The sequence below is a fragment of the Streptomyces sp. NPDC093586 genome, assembly GCF_044764905.1.
In the GTDB taxonomy this organism is placed as follows: Bacteria; Actinomycetota; Actinomycetes; order Streptomycetales; family Streptomycetaceae; genus Streptomyces.
Genome location: NZ_JBIWJA010000001.1, coordinates 443595 through 460513, shown reverse-complemented (window position 1 = coordinate 460513; position 16919 = coordinate 443595). Strand labels below are relative to the sequence as shown.

The window sequence follows — 16919 nt, the reverse complement described above, 5'->3', positions numbered from 1 at the left end:
CCAGAGTGCCGCCGGGTTCGAGTCGGCAACCTTCCAGGGCACCGCTTGGTTCAGATCGGTGACTTTCCAGGGCACCGCTTGGTTCGGGTCGGTGACCTTCCAGAGTGCCGCCGGGTTCGAGTCGGCAACCTTCCAGGGCACCGCTTGGTTCAGATCGGTGACTTTCCAGGGCACCGCTTGGTTCGGGTCGGTGACTTTCCAGCGCGACGCCTGGTTCAGATCGGTGACCTTCGAGCGGTGGGTCAGCATCGGGCCGTTGGTGTGCGCCGGGCAGGTGAGGTTATCCGGGGCGGTGTTCAACGGCCCGGCGACCCTCCTGTTCGCCGCGCGCCGCCTGGAGTGTCGGTGGACCCGCTGGTCATCAACAGCCATGTTGCAGTTGCGCTACGCAACGGTGGACTTCGCCCACGCGGTCTTCGAATACCCTCTCACGATCGCCGCGGAGGCCGACCCCTTCATACTCCCCGACGGACGGCCGGTGGCAGAACAGGCTCTTGCCCACGCGCCCGACGCGAGGGTGCGGATAGCCACGCTGCGCGGGGTAGACGCGGCCCACCTGGTCCTCGCTGACGTCGACCTGTCGAAGTGCCTGTTCACCGGGACCGTGCATCTGGACCAGTTGCGGCTGGAGGGCACCTGCTCTTTCGACGAGGTTCCGTCCCGCCGACGTCGGCGCCCGGCACGGTTTGCCCAGCGCCGCACCCTCGCCGAAGAACACCACTGGCGCGCGAGCCAGCCGAACGCTGCCCGAGGCTGGAACCTGGCGGTGCTTGGTGCTGGACGCGTCGGGCCGGCGCAGTTGGCGCCGGTGTACCGGGCACTGCGTAAGGCGTTCGAGGACAGCAAGAACGAGCCGGGCGCGGCGGACTTCTACTACGGCGAGATGGAGATGCGTCGCCATGACCGCGTCGGCACATCCCGTGCTGAATACGGACTGCTGCACGCCTACTGGCTGCTGTCTGGCTACGGCCTGCGAGCCCTGGGCTGACTGGCCGCCACCATGATCATTACCCTCGTGCTGCTGATGGGCTTCGGGCTCCCGCAGGAGGTCCCGAAGCAGGAGGCGACCGGCACCGTGCCACCGGGTGGAGGCAAGGTCACCTTCGGGATCGACAAGGACGACCCGCAGAACCCCACCGGGGACAGATGGACGGGAAAGCGCTTCGAGAAGGCCCTGAACGTCACACTGAACTCGGTGGTGTTCCGCTCCAGCGGCCAGGACCTGACCACCACCGGCACCTACGTCGAGATGACCTCCCGCCTCGTGGAACCCGCGCTCCTCGCCCTCGCAGTCCTCGCCGTCCGCGGACGCATCAAACGCTGACCGTCTGTCGCTGGCGTTCAGTTGGCTGATCGGGATATCGCTCTCTGTAGGTCGTGGCTGGTTGCCCCCGGAAGGGACACAAACCTCAGCACTTGCGGAAAACGATCAAGTCGGTCAGCATCGTTCCTTCTGGCATGGCAGATACCTCCGCGCTGGCGGTGTGGAGCCGGTCAGAGTGGGGGGCGTCGCTTTGGTTCAGACGTCGGTGGCCTTTCTGTGTCGTACCAAGGCCCCACGGTGACGCGAAGAAAATCTCGACCGGACGGAAACATGAAAAGACTGGCTTTCGCTATGCCGCTTTCGGCTGCCCTCATCTTCGGATTGGCGGGATGCATCGACGCAACGGAAACGGGTTCCGCGTCGAAAGCTGCGGATTCAGCGCCCGTAGAGACGATCGACCCGAACCTTCCGGCGAAGGAAAAGGTTGCTCAGACCACCCTGATCAAGACTGTAGAGGAGAGTGCTGGAGAACATGGCGGCGTTTTCATCACCGTCGTGATGAGTCCTCAGCAGGCAGGTTGGGATGCAGAACAAGTGGTGAAGTCTGCTCCGATGGTGCCGGTCAAGGCGATCAAGAAGTACTACAAGGGCAAGCAAGTGGATGGTGTCCTCGTGCGGATCGTGGGTGAGATCACCGATGAATACGGAAATTCGGATCCGAACGGGCTCATAGCTACCTGGCGTATGGGATCCGACTTCGAAAAAGTGAACATCGATAACCTGGAATACGAGCAGCTGTGGGACCTCGGCGGGAATGTCCGGGTGAGGTTGTGAAGTGGCAAGCGAGCCGGGCAGGGAAACTGGCCCACTGATCTTTCCGAGTTCGGAGAAGGAAGACGTGGGTGATCAGTAGGTCGCTCTGGGATCATCTACGTACCGCCTGGTCGCGGTCGGACGGCTACGGTTGAGCGACAATTAGATCGAGGCGGTCATCGAAGCGCCGAGCGAGGACGTCGTCGTATTCCGTGAGGTCCTCGCCCGGATGTTTGCCCACGGGCATGCGGAGGCTGTGCCCACTCGTTCCCCGAAGAGGTCGGGCATAGCGCGCTCCGCGTCATAGGCCTTGCGGGGCTACTCGGGGATTCCGTCGTCCGGAGTCACCGAGGTGATCGCAACCGTGGGAGGCGGAGGCGCCGGTGTGTACACGTATGCCACCGCGAGCCCCGGCATCTCATGCGTAGGCTCGATCCTTGTCTTGCGTACCTCTATGCCGTCCTGTCGACGAGGCCCCAGGAGAACCCCGAGCCGAGGCGCCAGCTCCAGCTCCCGCCGCAGGGCTTCCAGCGCCTGCTCGACGCCGAGATCTTTCGCCCGTTGTGCCGCTCGTGCTGTCACGACAGCGATGACGCCGGTCACTCGCCTCGTGCCTCCCGCTTCAACCGCGTCACCAGGTCGATGCCCTCCTGGAGGGCGATGTCGAAGTCCGGATCCTGATAGAGGCGGATCCTGCCCCGGTAATCGACGATCACCGTGGCCACGGCCTTGAGGTCGGTCTCCGTCGACGCCTCGAGCGCACGCTGCAGGTCGGCCTCGAAGCTCTCCTTGTCACCGGGGAAGCCGTGCCCGGAACGCAGAGCAGCTCTTATGTCGCCGATGGTCTTCAACGGCAGCGATGCGGGAATTCCGGACTCCACGTGCTGTGCGCTCACGGTCACCTGCTCCTCGGTCCTTCTCGTCCTACTCGGAGTCTCCTACAGGTCCTCTTGTCTCGCGGACTCTGTTCGCTCCTCCTCTCTCATCGAGCCGTCGGTCAGCCCCGGCCCGTCGCGTGGGTGAAGGCGAGCCACGCCTGGGCTCCCATCCGCGTCACCAGGGCGTCGCCGACCTTGGAGTCGCGTACGAAGACGATGTCGTCGACGTGGGCGCATTCGACACATTCGCCACCCGCGCCGTTGCTGTAGGAGGACCTGACCCACGAGCGGGGGAGCTCGGTGTTGTCGAGGGCGTTGTTCACTGTGTGTGCTCCTTCACGACGTTCTTGATCAGCTGGGCGGTCCGTCGCGGGCTCAGGGCCGCGGCTCGCAGTTCGTCGAACGCCCGGGTGTACTCCCGGACATGAGGCTCGCCCTCCAAGTACATCGCATCAGTGATGCCGTCGCGATATACGACGTCGGGGTCTTCCGGGTCGGGGAAGCCCAGCATGGTGAACGGTCCCGTCGTGGGGCAGGTGCCGGCGTCGAAGGGGAGCACCTGGAGGGTCACGCTCGGTTTCTCCATGGCCTCCAGGACGTGTTCCAACTGGGTCCGCATCAACGCCCGGTCGCCGATGACTCTGCGCACGGCGCCCTCGCTCACGATGAACCAGCAGTCCGGGGAACCGGAGCCGCTGAGCATCGCCTGGCGCTCCAGCCGCACTCGTACGGCCCGGTCGATGTCCTCGGGCGGCAGGTAGGAGCCACAGGTGTGGAGTTCGCGGGCGTAGGGCTCCGTCTGCAGGAGCCCGGGCAGGACTTCGGACTGGTACTGGCGGAGCGTGGACGCATCCTGTTCGAGGCCGATGTAGATGGAGAACCACTCGGGCACTCCCGAGCCGTGGACCTGCCACCATCCCCGCGTCTTCGCCTGCCGGGCCAGCGACTTGAGGAACTCCCGCAGTTCGTCGGTGGTCTCGTAGAAGCGGCACAGCGCTTCCACGTCGGAGGGTTGGACGCGTCCGCTGCCGGTCTCCATGCGGTTGACCTTGGAGCCGCTCCAGTCCAGGGCCGCTCCCACCTGGGCGCAGGTCAGTGAGTTCTTCTCCCGCAGCTTCTTCAGCTCGATGGAGAGGCGACGGCGGCGCGCCGTCGGTGATCCGGCCATCTGGGCCCCCTTCGTCCGAACGGCGTTCAGTCTCCGTGCCAAGAGGTCCGTCCGCCAATCACCCGATGGTGGGATTCTCCCCATGCACATTGCACGGCGGGATGCGCGCCGGCCATCCTGGCGAGCAGGACGACCGGTGCGGGACCGGCGCGGCGCACCGGCGCCCGCACGGACCCACGAGTGTGGGAGGTCGGGAGTGATCCCTACTGCATGCATGACGCAGCCGTCGTGGGTTGTGGACTTCGTGGCGCTGGAGGAGGAGGTGGCGACACTACGGCGCAACGTGCGGGTGCACCTCGGAGCATGGGGACTGCAGGACCTCGTGGACGAGGCACAGCTCTGTGTGAGCGAACTCGTGGCCAATGTCATCACTCACGTGGGCGCCGGGACCCCGACGACGCTGGCGGTCCAGTTGAACGGCACCTCCCTGCGCATCGAGGTCCACGACCCCGACACTCGCGCCCTGCCCACGCTCGTGGCCGCGGACTTCGAGTCGGAAGGTGGCCGCGGGATGGCGCTCGTCGGTGCGGTCACGGACCGGTGGGGCGTCCAGCTCGGTGCCGACCGGAAGGTCACCTGGTGCGAACTCGCCACAGGGCTGCCGCCGGTGAGCGGCCATGACGGCTGTCTCAGGATGACCCGGGTCGAGACGATGATCGGTCTTTACGGTGCCCATGGGGCCAAGCACGGACCACGGTCCGGCAGGCTCGGCATCACCGAGGGGGAGGAGGCGGCGATCTCCGTGATCACCGACCTCCTCCACTGGCTCAGCGCGCACGGCCGCGACGCGGACGACGTGCTGGACCGGGCCCAGGTGCGGTTCGAGGCCGAGGTCTTCGAGACGCGCCGGTGAGCCGGGCGGCAGGTGTCAGCCTTCGGACAAGGCCGCGAAGAATCCCAGGGCGGGCTCCTCCGGCGTACCCACCAGGAGAGCACGGTCCAGCAGGATGTTGTTGTGCTCGCAGCTCGTCTCCGGGAGCATCACGCAGGCGTGACAGGCGGCGAGGTTCGTCCCGGCCGAGCCGGCCGCCTCGGCCTCCATGCAGAGCGGGTCGGAGGAGCACCACTCGGCACGGCGGACGGCCGAACGCACCGTGCGGTCGAGGAGTTCCGGTTCACCCTGGACGACGAGGCCGCCGAGGCTGCCCGCCGAGTCGCTCGTCGCCGTGTAGATCAGGACTCCGGCCATGTCGTCCGCGGCGTACAGGCGCTCGCGCAGGGAGGCGGACGGGTAGCCCGCCTCCAGGCTCCACTCGTTGATCAGGACGTGGGCCAGGGTGTGCAACAGCACCATGCGAGGCGAGGCCGGGGACTCCACGGCCCGGCTCGGGTCGTCGGCCCGCTGCTCGAGAACCCGCTGGTGAGCGGTACGCATGCGCTCGACCCGGGCCGCCACGTGCGGCGCCTTCTCCCAGGACTCCAGGCGGCTCTCGTCCAGGCGCAGGAAGACGCCCTCGCCCCGGACCTCCATGGCCGGCAACCATCGCAGGGGCTTTTCGGAGAGTGGCATCTCCTTTGCATCGGTCGTCGACTCGGCGTCGACGAGGCGGGTGAAGCCCTTCAGGGCTCGTACCTCCCGAAGCTTCTTCACCAGCATCGGGCCGGTGATCCCGATGGGCTGGAGCACATGCGGGTCACCGAGTGGGGTCTCGCAGACGAACTGCTCGTCACGGGACTGCTCGCTCTCGTCGTTGCCCGAGCGTAGACGCTCGTACTCCTTGTTGCGCAGGGCGCGGTAGCGGTGGTCGAAGCTGGGCGCCTTTTCGTCCTCCGGGTCCTCCTCGCGCTCCGCTTCGAGCAGGGCCATGACCTCGTCCAGCGGGACCGGGCAGTTCCCCTGGAAGGCCCCCTGGAGGTAGATCCTGATGTGCTCGCGGTCGTCGTACTGGCGCAGCGCGGCCCAGTGTTCCGCGAGCGGGTCCGCACGGCCACTGCTCCACGGAGGGATGGAGAGTGCCGACTTCAGCACCGGCTGCCACACCGACGAGGAACCGCGCTGCAGGGTGCGCAACGGGAGCCCGCACCCCGCCGGGTCCGTCGCGGAGGAGCCGAGCCACGGGCGGGCGCCTCGGCAGGTGAGGCGCAGGTCCTTCAGAGCGTTCCTGCGGAAGGAACCCTCCATCGAGACCTCGGGCACTTGGCCGCAGGTGCAGGAGATGACGATGGAGCGGAGAGAGGAGGTGCGTCCTGTCGTGCGCATCCTGAGCTTGCCGCCGCACTTGCCGATCCTCGTGGAATCGCGGTCGGGCGAGCGGTGCACCCACTGCCAGTAGGGGAACTCGTCGAGGTGCCCGGCCTCGCAGGCGACGACGAAACGGGAGGGAACGAGGTCCACCTCGCACGTGCCACAGACGCTTCGTCCGGCAGGCGGGGAGAAGTCGCGGTGCGGCTGCAGGTCGTTGCACTCGGGGCACGAGTGCATCAGGGGGAATCGGCGGACCCGGAGGCCGTCCTTGCTGGTGTCGTCGGACGCCGGCGGCAGCCGGAAGTGGTCGACGTCGAGCAGTCGGGCCAGTCGTCGCTCGTGGACGACGGGAGACTCGTCCCTGCGCCAGCTGTGATCGGCCTCGTCCAGGCCCGAGACGACGAAGGACTCGTGGTCGACGGCGATGAGCGACCCGACGCCGTACGTGCTGATCGCCTGGGCCCGGCGGACCGTGCCGCGGCGGGGGAGGTTGTGGGCCGGGGTGATGCCGTTCGCCGCGGTCCGACGGCGGCGGGCGGGGGGCGGGGTCATCGGTTTCCCTCCATGAACAGGGCGGACTCGGCGTCGACGTCGCGCAGACTCCACAGGGTGGGCCACGCCTCGCGGTCCTCGGAGTCGTCGTCGTACGACTTCAGGAGCGAAGGGGCACGGTTGCCCCGCTTCGGCTCGAAGAGCAGCTCGCCGTGGATGTCGGCCTCCTGGCACCACCAGTCGACGAACTCGTCGAAGTCCTGCTCCACGGCCTCGGCCTCCGAGGGGGTGACCGCGTCGACGCGGTCCAGGAGCAGGGTCCTGATGCGCCCCCGAAGGACGTGCTCGTAGGAGTCGACCTGTCCGGCGCCCTCGTTCGGGCGGGCTTCCGGGATCAGGATGCGGGCCAGAGCGACGATCACCGCGTGCAGTCCCCGTTCACGCGCGCGTGCGGAGAACGGGGTCACGGAGGTGGACTCGACCTCGCGGTAGAGGGCCGAGTGGTAGTGCTGGAAGTTCTCGTAGTGCGAACGGTCCCGAGCACGGGCCGAGTTGAGCATGACGGCCACCAGGCCGGGGTGGGCGCGGCCGACGCGGCTCGTGGCCTGGATGTACTCGGCGGTCGTCTGCGGCTGGCCCATCACGGCCATCAGCCCGAGCCGGTCCACGTCCACGCCCACCGCGATCATGTTCGTGGCGAGCAGGACGTCCACGGTGTCCTCGTCGGGGAGCCTCTTCTCGATGCCCTTGAGCCGCGTGGGGATCTCGCTGGCGTCGATCCGGCTGGTCAGCTCCGAGTAGTTGGCCACCGGGCGCACCGCCACACCCTCGCGTTCGGCGAGCAGTTCCAGGTACGCCACCACGTCGTCGTGGACCTGGAGTTCGGCGGCGGAGAGCAGCCGCAGGCTGTTGAAGTAGCCGACGAGGCTCCAGTACGCGTCGCGCACCTTGTCGTCGGTGTCCGCGTGCATGGCCCGGTGCAGCAACGTGGCGTACGTGCGGATCAGCAGCGTGGACTGACTGGTGCCGGGGGCCAGGAGGCCGACGTAGCGGCGGCTCGCCTTCTCCTCGCGCGGCGTCTCCACCGCGAACCACGAGTCGCGCGAGTCCAGACCCGCGGGCGGGAACTGCCGCACCGCGCGGGCGAAGAGGTGCCGGCCCTGGTCGGCGGCGCGGCGGATGGTCGCCGTGGAGGCGATCACCTTGGGCTGTTCGGCCAGCGCGTCGACAGCGGTCTCGTACAGGCCGGTGAGGGTGCCCAGGGGGCCGGAGATCAGGTGGAGCTCGTCCTGGACGATCAGCTCCGGGGGAGGAGTGCCGTCGGTCGGGTCGTCCAGGTTGAACAGCGCGGAGGTCGCCGGACGCCACGGCATCGAGGCGAACTTGTCGACGGTGGCGATCACCAGCGTCGGACGCGCGTCGTACACCGCCTCGTCGATCAGGTGGACGGGGAGGCCGTCGGTGAAGTCGCAGTCCGCGCCGGGGCAGCGGATCAGCATCCGCTTGGCGTCCTCGTCGACCTCGTAGTCCCGGGCGTCGAGCCGGGTCCCGCACCACGGGCAGGCGTGCAGCTGGACGGGATTCTCGGTGGCGAGCCGCTTGTCGAGGTCGGCGCGCAGCTCGTCGAGCCTGGCGGCGGCCTCGGCCAGCATGTTGGGGGTGGCGGAGCGTCCCACCCACATGCCGACGGAGAACGGCTCGTCGCCCAGTTCGGGCGTGTGCCGCCGCATGTTCTCCATGGCGCAGAGCAGGATCGCCGCACGTTCGAACTGCTGCAGGGTGAGCAGCCGTAGCGTGTAGCGCATGAGGACGGTGACACCGCCGCCGTTCGCGCCCTTGCGGATGCGGCGCAGGAAGGACGTCAGGGCGATCAGACCGAGGTAGGCCTCGGTCTTGCCACCACCGGTCGGGAACCAGAGCAGGTCGGAGATCTTCCGGTCGTCGTGCTCGGGGTCGTCGATGCCGGCCATGCAGAGCAGCAGGAAGGCGATCTGGAAGGGACGCCAGCGGCCGGCGGCCGGATCGGGGCTGCCGACGCGTCCGTCCTTCACCCAGGCGCTGCGGGCGCGCTGGTCGGCCATGGCACGGTTGGCGAGCCGGAACGCCCGCATCAGGTCGGGCTTGGCCCGCAGCAGCTCGATGCCCTCGCGGATCCGACCGAGCGCCTCGCGACAGGCGTCCACCTGGTCCCGCGCGGGCTGTTCGTGGGGACCGCCTACCAGAGCGTCGGCCTCGGCCGACTTGCGGGTGATCCAGTCCTCGTACCCCGTCGCCAGCGCCTCCAGAGCGCCCAGCACCTCGGTGTCGGGCTTCTCGGCCAGCCCCAGCATCGACAACGACGAGCTGTCGATCTCCGGATTGGAGTCGGTCAGCAGCACCTCCACGCTGGGCACGAACTCGCTGCGGATCTCGGGGACGGCGGCCTGGACGCTGTCGGTCACGCCGATCGGCGACGGAACCCAGTCCCAGGCGGCGGCGCAGCCGTGGCCGATGGCGAAGGTCGGGGCATGCCGGTGCAGCAGCCGGCTGGTGGCGATCTCCGGGTCGTGCGAGGCGTCCGGGGCGGGACGCTCGACGAAGGCGCTGGAGCCGTCGGCGGCCCAGACCACCAGACCGCACTGGAACAGGGCGAAGGCGTCCTGCAGATCCCGCTCGCCGACCTTCTGCCGATTGATCAGCGTGACCGTGACGGTGACCGTGCCGCTGACCGGGTCGGGGCGGCGGACGATGACATGCAGGGCGACCTTGTCCGGAACGAGATCGATCAGCTCGCCCGGAGTGGGGGAGGTCACGTCGACGGTCTTCTCGGGGAGCTCGAGCTCCTTGCGCCGCCACCGCTCCCGCTGCTCCGCGACGGTCCGGGCCTCGGCACGGCGGGCCGGGACCGGGTTGCCGTCCGCGTCGGTGGGCTCGTAGACCGCCGCGCGCGTCGAGACCACGATCGTGTCGCTTATGGCCGGATCGACCGCGAAGGTCAGCCCCATGGAGGACGGGCGCTTGTCGCCCGAGACACCGGCTTCCTGCGCGGCGCCGGCCTCCTCGGCGTCCTCCCGAGCGAGAACGGGCGCGGCGTCCAGGCCGTCCTGCTCGGCGGCGTTCTCGGCCCTCCGCTCCCGCGAGGCGCGCGGATACAGCACACCGGTCAGGTAGCGGTCGATCGGCGCGTCATGAGGGAGCACCTCGGCCCGGTCCTCCGGGGCGGACTCCTCGGTGGGGCCGAAGAGTTCCCTGCGCAGCCCCACGAGAAGTTCCTCGTCCCGCACCCGATAGTGCTCGGAGTGCCGATCTGCCACGTGCGTCATGCGCCCTGCTCCTCTTCGTTGTCAGCCCGTCGAAACATGCCGATGCCGGTGATCCGCGGCGCTATCCACACGCCCCGGTCTCCCAGGCCGGCGTTGGCGCCGGCCGCGACGCTGCCCGTCACCGTCTCCAAGGTGTCGATCCGCAGGCCGCGGATCTCGTCGGGCCACCACGGGTCCCAGGTCCGGTTCACCTTCTGCACCCGGAACAGCTCCTGCCGGAACCGCTCCGACGCCTCGCCTATCTCCCGCCCCCGGTGCAGCAGGGCGTACGGAGGGCTCTGTTCCTCGCCCGCCGGCAGATCGTGACGCCTGCGCAGCAGCACCTCTTGACCAGGGCAGACCTCTTGCAAGAGGTACGTCTGGGTCGCCACGGCGTCGGTCGCGTGACCGGGCGGGTTGTCCCGGCAGACGTCCCCGGCCTCGGCCACCACGCCGAACCTGTCCCACGACCGCCACCCGCCGACGAACCGGCGACCGTTCTTGCGGTTCCCCGCCCTCTTGACGATCGGCAGCTCGGGGGAGTGGACGTGGTAGAGGTCCTGTCGGGCACGGGTCATCGCCACGTACAGAGCGCGGGCCTCCGCCGGCAGGTCCGCCTCGGCGCCGTACTGCTTGTGGAGTTCGGCGACGGTCGGCGGGGTCAGGACGATCACCCGGTCGAACTCCAGTCCCTTGGCCCGGTGCACGGTGGAGACGACGATCCGCGCCGTCTCCGGGTCGGCCGCCTCGTCGGGGAAGCGGCCGTCGGCGACCAGGCGGCGCAGCCGGTCCAGATCGAGCGCGGTGCGCCCGGGCGAGCGGGTCGCGCGCCGCAGCACCGTCCACAGGGCGCCCGCGTTCGGTTCGTGGGGCAGCGGTATCTCTCCCAGCAGGGCGCGGAACCGTTCCTCGGGCAGGCCGGTCGCCTCGGTACGGCGCAGCAGCTCGGCCACCCAGTAGGGCACCGGTCGCTCCTCGAGCGGGCGGCGCAGCCGGTGCCCGATGCCGTTCTCGTGGAGCAGCCGGGAGACCACCAGGGCCTGCCGGTTGTCGCGGGTGAGGATCGCGCAGGTTTCGTCGAGGTCCCGCAGACCCTGCAGCGTGTACTCGTCGGTGAGGTCGCCCAGCGAGTTGACCGGGTCCAGGAGGAGGTCGCGCAGTTCCTCATAGAGCGCAGCGGCCTCGTCCGCGTCCCGGACCTGCTGGAGCCGGGGGCCGTGCGACAGCGCGACGCGTGCCTCCGGAGTGACGGCCCGGAAGTTCTCGGTGAGACGCAGCTCCACCAGGTCGTCGGAGAACGAGCGGCGCAGCCACTCGAAGAACCGACCGGTCTCGGCGTTCCGCTCGGCCGGGTCCTCGATCTGGAAGCCGTACACCGACTGGGCGGCGTCACCGACCACGGTGAAACCGCAGGTCTCCTGGTAACGGTCGAGCAGGGCCTCCACCAGTTCCCGACGGTCGCCCAGCAGGTCCTGCACCTCGTCGATCACCACGTGGGAGGGCGGGACCGAGTCGCCGGCCTCCAGCGCGCCCTCCTCGACGGCCTCGGCCGCGGCCCTGATCCGCTCGTCGAAGGAGGTCGTGGCCCAGTCCCGGTCCGGGCACGCCTGGAGGAGCACTCCGTACGCCCAGGCGTCGAAGGTCTGGGCGCGCACCCGGCGGGCCCGGTCCCCGTGCCGGGTGATGCGCTCGCGCAACTCCCGGGCGGCCGCGCGGGAGAACGTGAGCACCAGGATGTCGGTGGCCTCCAGCGCCTCCTCGGGGTCCTCGTGACCGCACAGGGCGTCGAGCCGACGCACCAGCGTGTGCGTCTTCCCCGCGCCGGCCCCGGCGGTGACCAGGACCCGCGCGTCCCAGGGCTGCTCGACGACGGCCCGCTGCTCGGCGGTGAGCGGCGGACTGTCGAGGTAGACGTCGGTCACTTGGGGCTCCAGAGGTGCTCGAACTGGGTGAAGGCCAGCTTGGTCTCGAAGTTGGCGATGTTGTCGTCGACGTTGAGGATCAGGCAGGTGTCCTTGCCGCCGTTCTTGGGGCCGCGCAGGCCGCGGCCGATCATCTGCTGGTACACGTTGGTGCTGTAGACCGGTCGTGCCACCACCACGACCCGGGTCGCGGGCGCGTCGAACCCCTGGGTGAGGACCCCGTAGTTGGTGAGCACACGGATGCGTCCGTTCCTGAAGTTCTCGATCCGCGTCCGGCGGTCCTGCGCACTGGTCGTCGAGTCCACGGCGGCGGACCGGACGCCCCGGTCGTTGAGCATGGCCGCCAGGTACTTGGCGTGGTCGACGGAGGTGGCGAAGAGGAGCGTCGGCCAGTCCGACGGCAGCGCGGCCACCGATTCGACGATGCGCAGACTCCGCTCGTGGTCGTCGGCGAGCCGCTGCTCGGCGGCACGGGACAGCATCGCCATGCGTTCGGCGTGCGTCTTCTCGTCCTGGCTCAGTTCGATCCGACCACCCGTGAGCGTGCGGTGCTCGACCTGGGCGAGCATGCCCCACTCCTGCAGGTCCCGGTACGGGTCGCCGGAGGGGAACACGCCTTCGTCGAGCCGCCGGTTGCCGAAGCGGGTGATCAGTCGGCGGGTCTCGTCCTCGTTGGTGTTGCGGAACGGGGTGGCGGTCAGGCCGAGCAGATGCCGGCGCGTCTCGTACTGGGTCAGGCCCATCAGGCTCAGGATCTCCGTGTACCGCTTGGAGATCGCGGTGTGCGCCTCGTCCACGATCACGAGCGCGGGCTCGCGCAGCCACGCGTACTGGTCGGTGCCCAGGCACCGTTCCAGTTTCGCGTCCGTGGCGACCACCAGGTGGGGGTGGTCGACGACGTTGCCGACCTCGTTGCTGCTCCACAGGCGGCTGATGGTCAACGGCCGCTCGGCACCGACCTTGCTCCAGACGAACTTCCAGCTCTGCACCGCCTGTTCGCACAGCTCCTCGGTCTGCGCGATCCACAGCAGAGGACCCTTGAGGTCGCCGACCCGCTTCACCCAGCGGATCACGGCCTCGGCGGTGACCCGCGTCTTGCCGGCACCCGTGGGCAGGGACAGCATGCCGCGCTGCGGGGCGAGCCGATCGAGCAGGGTGGAGATGTTCCGGACCAGGTCCTCCTGGTAGTCGTGGAGCCTGGGGAAGTCCCGGGGTCCCTCGATCGTCTCGTAGGAGGGCGGCGAGGGAGTCCTGGAGCCGGCGAACGTCACGGGCAGGCGCAGGTCGGAGACGAACGCGATGGCGGACGACGAACCCCCGTACCCTACCGGTGCGTTGGGGAAGCGCGCCTGGATGTCCCGGGCGTGCTGCTGGAGCACCCCGTCGCCGTGCGCGTTGAACGCCATCTGGGCGATGCGACGTCCGGACGGCTCCACGCCACCGGTTGCCTGCAGCTCGGCGTCCATCAGCCCTTCGGGCAGGCCGGCCCTGAGCGCCTCGGCGCCGATCAGCAGCTCGAGCTTGGTCACGACGTCCTCGGCGTCGCGCACGGCCTTCTGCGCCGCCTTGAGGGCGCTGTCCTTGGCCATGCGGTCCTGGTGCTCCAGCACCGCGCGGCAGCCGGCCGCGCCCAGGCCGAGGCCGAGTTCGCGGTCGATCAGCCGCAGCATGGGCTCGGGCTCACGCGGCACGCGGATCTTGACTGTGCCGTTCTGACGCACGGCGTCCAGGGGAGATGCCTGCGTGCCGTTGGGAGTACGGGTGACCTCCTCCAGCTCGGTGCACCGCTGCACCATGCTGTTCCGGTTGCCGCTGTTCAGACGCTGCCGCAGTGCGGGGAACAGCTCGACGAGGGGGACGGGGTCGCCCTCGGGCACCTCGCGGGTCTCCCGACTGATCACGTCGGAGTAGCGGAGCATGCCCCACTTCTCGACCATCAGCTCGGCGTCCTCGGCGGTCGGCACGAGCAGCGCGGGAAGCTGTTCGGCGCGCAGGGCCCGGTACTCGGCGGCGCCGACGGCGAGGGTGATCTCGTCGTCGGGGCGGGTGCCCCAGGTGTCACCGATCCGGCAGCGGGTGAGGGAGTCCTCGGGGAAGTCCGCCCCGAACCGGGTCAGCATCACGTAGGTGGCGCCGACGAAGGAGTCGTCCTCGCTGCGGGACACCTCGTCGAGGAGCGCGTCCCAGCGGTCGGCGGGGACCTCGTCGACGGTGGTCGGCAGCCGCAGCTTGCGGGCCTTCTCGGGGGAGATGTCGGCGACCGGCAGCACGTCGCGGTAGGCGGCGAGCTGGGGACCGACGGCCTCCGTCAGCGGCTTGATCCCCTGGGAGGTGACGACCGTGCCGTGCTTGCGCAGCATCCACCGGATCGGGGACATCACCGCCTGCCGAGTGCTGGTCTGGGCGCCGAACTGACGCGTCCAGTTGTCCACCACGGCGTCGTCGGGCAGTGCCTTCAGGAAGGCGGCGCGGGACTCCTCGGACAGGTCGCGGAAGAGATGGAGAGGGCCACCGATCGCGGCACCCTCGACCTTCATCCGGTTCAGCGCGGGACGCGGGGCACGGCTGTCCAGGGAGCGCAGGTAGGAGGCGTGGACGGCCGCTCGGTACTCCTCGAACCAGGCCTCGTCGGCCTGCGGCTGCACACCGCCGGCCGGTCGCTCCCGCAGACCGATCAGGGAGAAGAAGGACGCGTCGTCGGAGTGGAACTCCATGTCGACGGCGACGCTCGGATCGCGCTCGGTGTCGACCACGACGCCGGGCAGCATGCAGTCCGCGACCGGCCGGAAGTGCTTGTCGGCCGTCCGCACCCGGAGCGTCGTGCGCGGGTCGGGCACGCGCTCCAGGACCTTGTGGGCCAGTCGACGGATGCCGGCCTGACGGAACAGCTCCCAGAAGCGCTCCCAGTCGGACTCCCCGTAGTGGTCGAAGCCCTGGTCGAGGACGCTGACGAACCGACCCTCGGCGTCGGCCTCGCGGATGCCGAGGACGTTGAGCGCGTGCGCCAGCGACGGGTCCTGGGCGAGCTCGTCGACGACGTAGACGGTGGACTCGCGCAGTCCGTCCTGGTGCTCGGCCCGACGGAACACCTTGCCGTGGACCGGGGCGACCAGCCCGTGCTCCTCGGTGAGCACGACGCGGGCCTTGCGGGCCTCGTCGGCGAAGGGGGAATCCTTCTCGACCATGTCGGCCAGGATGCGGACGGCCACCGCCGACGCTTCGGCGGTGCCGCTCGCGACGAGGGCCTCCAGCCAGTCGCGGACCCCGGCTCGTTCCTGTCGTGCGGCGCCGAGGATGTGCTCGACCTTGCCGGAGCGCAGGTTGTCGGCTTCGACGCTCGGGTGCAACCAGTCCGAAGGGCGTCCGGGACACTCGTGCCACATCCGCAGCCACCGCGTCAGCTGCTTCAGATCCTTGTCCAGCCGCGGATGGACGCGCAGTTGCGTGGGGACGCGCAGGACACCGTCCTGGTCGGGCAACGAAGGACTCGTGGCGCTGCGGGCCCAGATCTCCCGGGTCAGGAACTCGTCGGCCCAGCTGATCGACTCCTTGACACGGCCGGGCAGCAGGGGGAGGTAGGCGGCCGGGTCCTCGGCCGGGGCCAGCCCGGGGAGGGAGTCGACGACCAGCTTCGCCGACACCCTGATCATTTCCTGGTTGAACGGGGAGGAGTCGAGCAGGTTCTGCCGGTCCTCGTTGGTCTTCCACGCCCCGTTGAGGATGCCGCTCAGCGACATCTCGTACTTGGTGGGGAAGAAGGACCAGAACTTGCCGCGACCGCGAGAGCGAGAGCGGGGACTGATGTACAAGCCGCTCTCGGCGTCCCGTTCCAGCGCGGGGACGGCCCAGGACAGGTCGAGCGCGACCCGGTCGTGCAGCTCCCCGGCGTCCGCGCGGGCGGCGGGGCCCGGCTCGTGCGTGGTGGTGAACACGCGCCAACGCTCCGTGGAGAGGGCCTTCCCCGTGCGCTCCTCGGTCACGGTGTGCAGGTCACCGGAGTGCTGGGTGGTCAGCGTCCGCCGCGCCATGGGCCTGGGACGGTGGTCCTCCAGCACGACCTTGGCGACGTGCGGCGAGAAGAGCTGGAACCCGACCGGGAACTCCTCACGGGGCTCACCGTGGTCCTTGCCACGGCTGCCGTGCATGTCCTTGCCCAGCCGGTCGTCGGCCTTCGGGAGCAGCGGGAGCCGGACGACAGTGGTCGCCCAGGTCAGCAGCTTGTCCAGTACGGGGTCGGCGGCGCGCTCGGCCTGCATGTCGAGCGGACGGGCCATCCGCAGTACGGGGGCGTCGAACTCCGGCCCGTAGCGGTCGGTCACACCGGGTACGGCCTTGATCTGCTCGTAGGACCAGGCGCGGTCGAATCCGAAACTCCCGGTGCGGCTGAAGAATTCCGGCGCGTCGGTCACCACGAGGACCGATTTCACCCCGACCCCGAACCGTCCGATCTGCCCACCGCGCTTCTTCGACATGCTCATCCGAAGGATGGTTTCCGCCCCTTCCGGGGTGACCGGACTTCCCTCGTTGGCGCAGTACAGGCGCGACTCCGTGAGAACCACGTGGATACGTCCGCCGGGTTCGTTCGCGATTTCGTCGGCCGCGTTCTGCACGAGCTCGAAAAGCTGACGGTCTCCGTATCCGCCCTGCGTGATACGACGCTCGCCATTGGCGTGCTCGGCCACGAGACCGGGGTCGACCGCATATGTCTGCAGAACGCGGGAGGACTGTTCGAGGACGGTTTCGATCACCGCTGAGGACGAGAACGACACGGTTGCAGCGCTCCTGATGTCGGAGGTGGGTGAAAGTCTGGGTGACGGGCCGGCCCGCCGGCTGGGTGCGAGCCGGCCCATGATTCGTCGCGCACTGATGGTCGGAGCGTCTCTCCGACGGGCGAGTGCGCAGGTCATACGGGTGGA

12 protein-coding genes and 1 pseudogene are annotated in these 16919 nt (G+C 69.1%); 5 read left to right on the top strand and 8 right to left on the bottom strand.

Features of this window, described 5'->3' with window-relative positions; translation table 11 throughout:
* Positions 1-58: 58 nt before the first annotated feature.
* The 4 genes and pseudogenes from ACIRFH_RS02100 to ACIRFH_RS02085 form a co-directional block, all read left to right on the top strand.
* Positions 59-187 (top strand): annotated as a pseudogene (locus ACIRFH_RS02100) (pentapeptide repeat-containing protein); the annotation flags it as partial.
* 105 nt (positions 188-292) lie between these two features.
* On the top strand, positions 293-988 hold the full coding sequence (locus ACIRFH_RS02095) for a hypothetical protein (RefSeq protein WP_403516655.1): 696 nt from the start codon (positions 293-295) through the stop codon (positions 986-988).
* Positions 989-1000: 12 nt separating this feature from the next.
* Positions 1001-1324: a hypothetical protein gene (locus ACIRFH_RS02090; protein ID WP_403516632.1), complete on the top strand. Its 324-nt coding sequence runs from the start codon at positions 1001-1003 to the stop codon at positions 1322-1324.
* 270 nt (positions 1325-1594) lie between these two features.
* The gene (locus ACIRFH_RS02085) at positions 1595-2098 is read left to right on the top strand and encodes a hypothetical protein (RefSeq protein WP_403516631.1); all 504 of its coding nucleotides are present in this window, start codon (positions 1595-1597) and stop codon (positions 2096-2098) included.
* A 297-nt stretch (positions 2099-2395) separates the two neighbouring features.
* Here ACIRFH_RS02085 and ACIRFH_RS02080 read toward each other — a convergent pair whose 3' ends face one another.
* The 4 genes from ACIRFH_RS02080 to ACIRFH_RS02065 form a co-directional block, all read right to left on the bottom strand.
* The gene (locus ACIRFH_RS02080) at positions 2396-2680 is read right to left on the bottom strand and encodes a hypothetical protein (protein WP_403516630.1); all 285 of its coding nucleotides are present in this window, start codon (positions 2678-2680) and stop codon (positions 2396-2398) included.
* A complete protein-coding gene (locus tag ACIRFH_RS02075) occupies positions 2677-2973 on the bottom strand; it encodes a DUF6247 family protein (protein WP_403516629.1) in 297 nt (98 codons plus the stop codon). Before ACIRFH_RS02075 ends, ACIRFH_RS02080 begins: the two co-directional genes overlap by 4 nt.
* 101 nt (positions 2974-3074) lie before the next feature.
* A complete protein-coding gene (locus tag ACIRFH_RS02070) occupies positions 3075-3278 on the bottom strand; it encodes a DUF397 domain-containing protein (protein ID WP_403516628.1) in 204 nt (67 codons plus the stop codon).
* Positions 3275-4123 (bottom strand): helix-turn-helix domain-containing protein, encoded by an 849-nt coding sequence (locus ACIRFH_RS02065; RefSeq protein WP_403516627.1) that lies wholly within the window; start codon positions 4121-4123, stop codon positions 3275-3277. The genes ACIRFH_RS02070 and ACIRFH_RS02065 overlap by 4 nt, the downstream gene beginning before the upstream one ends.
* Positions 4124-4337: 214 nt before the next feature.
* On the opposite strand from ACIRFH_RS02065, the gene ACIRFH_RS02060 reads away from it, so the two are divergent.
* Positions 4338-4976 carry an ATP-binding protein gene (locus tag ACIRFH_RS02060; RefSeq protein WP_403516626.1) on the top strand — a complete coding sequence of 213 codons (639 nt, stop codon included), beginning with the start codon at positions 4338-4340 and terminating at the stop codon, positions 4974-4976.
* Between the two features lie 15 nt (positions 4977-4991).
* Here the strand turns inward: ACIRFH_RS02060 and drmB are convergent, their stop codons facing one another.
* Genes drmB through ACIRFH_RS02040 form a run of 4 tightly spaced genes read right to left on the bottom strand, consistent with a single transcriptional unit; the run spans position 4992 to position 16772 of the window.
* Positions 4992-6860: a DrmB family protein gene (gene drmB, locus ACIRFH_RS02055; protein ID WP_403516625.1), complete on the bottom strand. Its 1869-nt coding sequence runs from the start codon at positions 6858-6860 to the stop codon at positions 4992-4994.
* On the bottom strand, positions 6857-10102 hold the full coding sequence (locus ACIRFH_RS02050; RefSeq protein ID WP_403516624.1) for a helicase-related protein: 3246 nt from the start codon (positions 10100-10102) through the stop codon (positions 6857-6859). Before ACIRFH_RS02050 ends, drmB begins: the two co-directional genes overlap by 4 nt.
* Positions 10099-12003 carry a UvrD-helicase domain-containing protein gene (locus ACIRFH_RS02045; protein ID WP_403516623.1) on the bottom strand — a complete coding sequence of 635 codons (1905 nt, stop codon included), beginning with the start codon at positions 12001-12003 and terminating at the stop codon, positions 10099-10101. The genes ACIRFH_RS02050 and ACIRFH_RS02045 overlap by 4 nt, the downstream gene beginning before the upstream one ends.
* Positions 12000-16772: a DEAD/DEAH box helicase gene (locus ACIRFH_RS02040; RefSeq protein ID WP_403516622.1), complete on the bottom strand. Its 4773-nt coding sequence runs from the start codon at positions 16770-16772 to the stop codon at positions 12000-12002. Before ACIRFH_RS02040 ends, ACIRFH_RS02045 begins: the two co-directional genes overlap by 4 nt.
* Positions 16773-16919: the final 147 nt, after the last annotated feature.

What these genes read in the sequence shown, in the direction of transcription:
- ACIRFH_RS02090 (WP_403516632.1), top strand. Translation starts at nt 1,001, where the DNA reads ATGATCATTACCCTCGTGCTGCTGATGGGCTTCGGGCTCCCGCAGGAG.
- ACIRFH_RS02085 (WP_403516631.1), top strand. Translation starts at nt 1,595, where the DNA reads ATGAAAAGACTGGCTTTCGCTATGCCGCTTTCGGCTGCCCTCATCTTC.
- ACIRFH_RS02065 (WP_403516627.1), bottom strand. Translation starts at nt 4,123, where the DNA reads ATGGCCGGATCACCGACGGCGCGCCGCCGTCGCCTCTCCATCGAGCTG.
- ACIRFH_RS02060 (WP_403516626.1), top strand. Translation starts at nt 4,338, where the DNA reads ATGACGCAGCCGTCGTGGGTTGTGGACTTCGTGGCGCTGGAGGAGGAG.
- drmB (WP_403516625.1), bottom strand. Translation starts at nt 6,860, where the DNA reads ATGACCCCGCCCCCCGCCCGCCGCCGTCGGACCGCGGCGAACGGCATC.
- ACIRFH_RS02050 (WP_403516624.1), bottom strand. Translation starts at nt 10,102, where the DNA reads ATGACGCACGTGGCAGATCGGCACTCCGAGCACTATCGGGTGCGGGAC.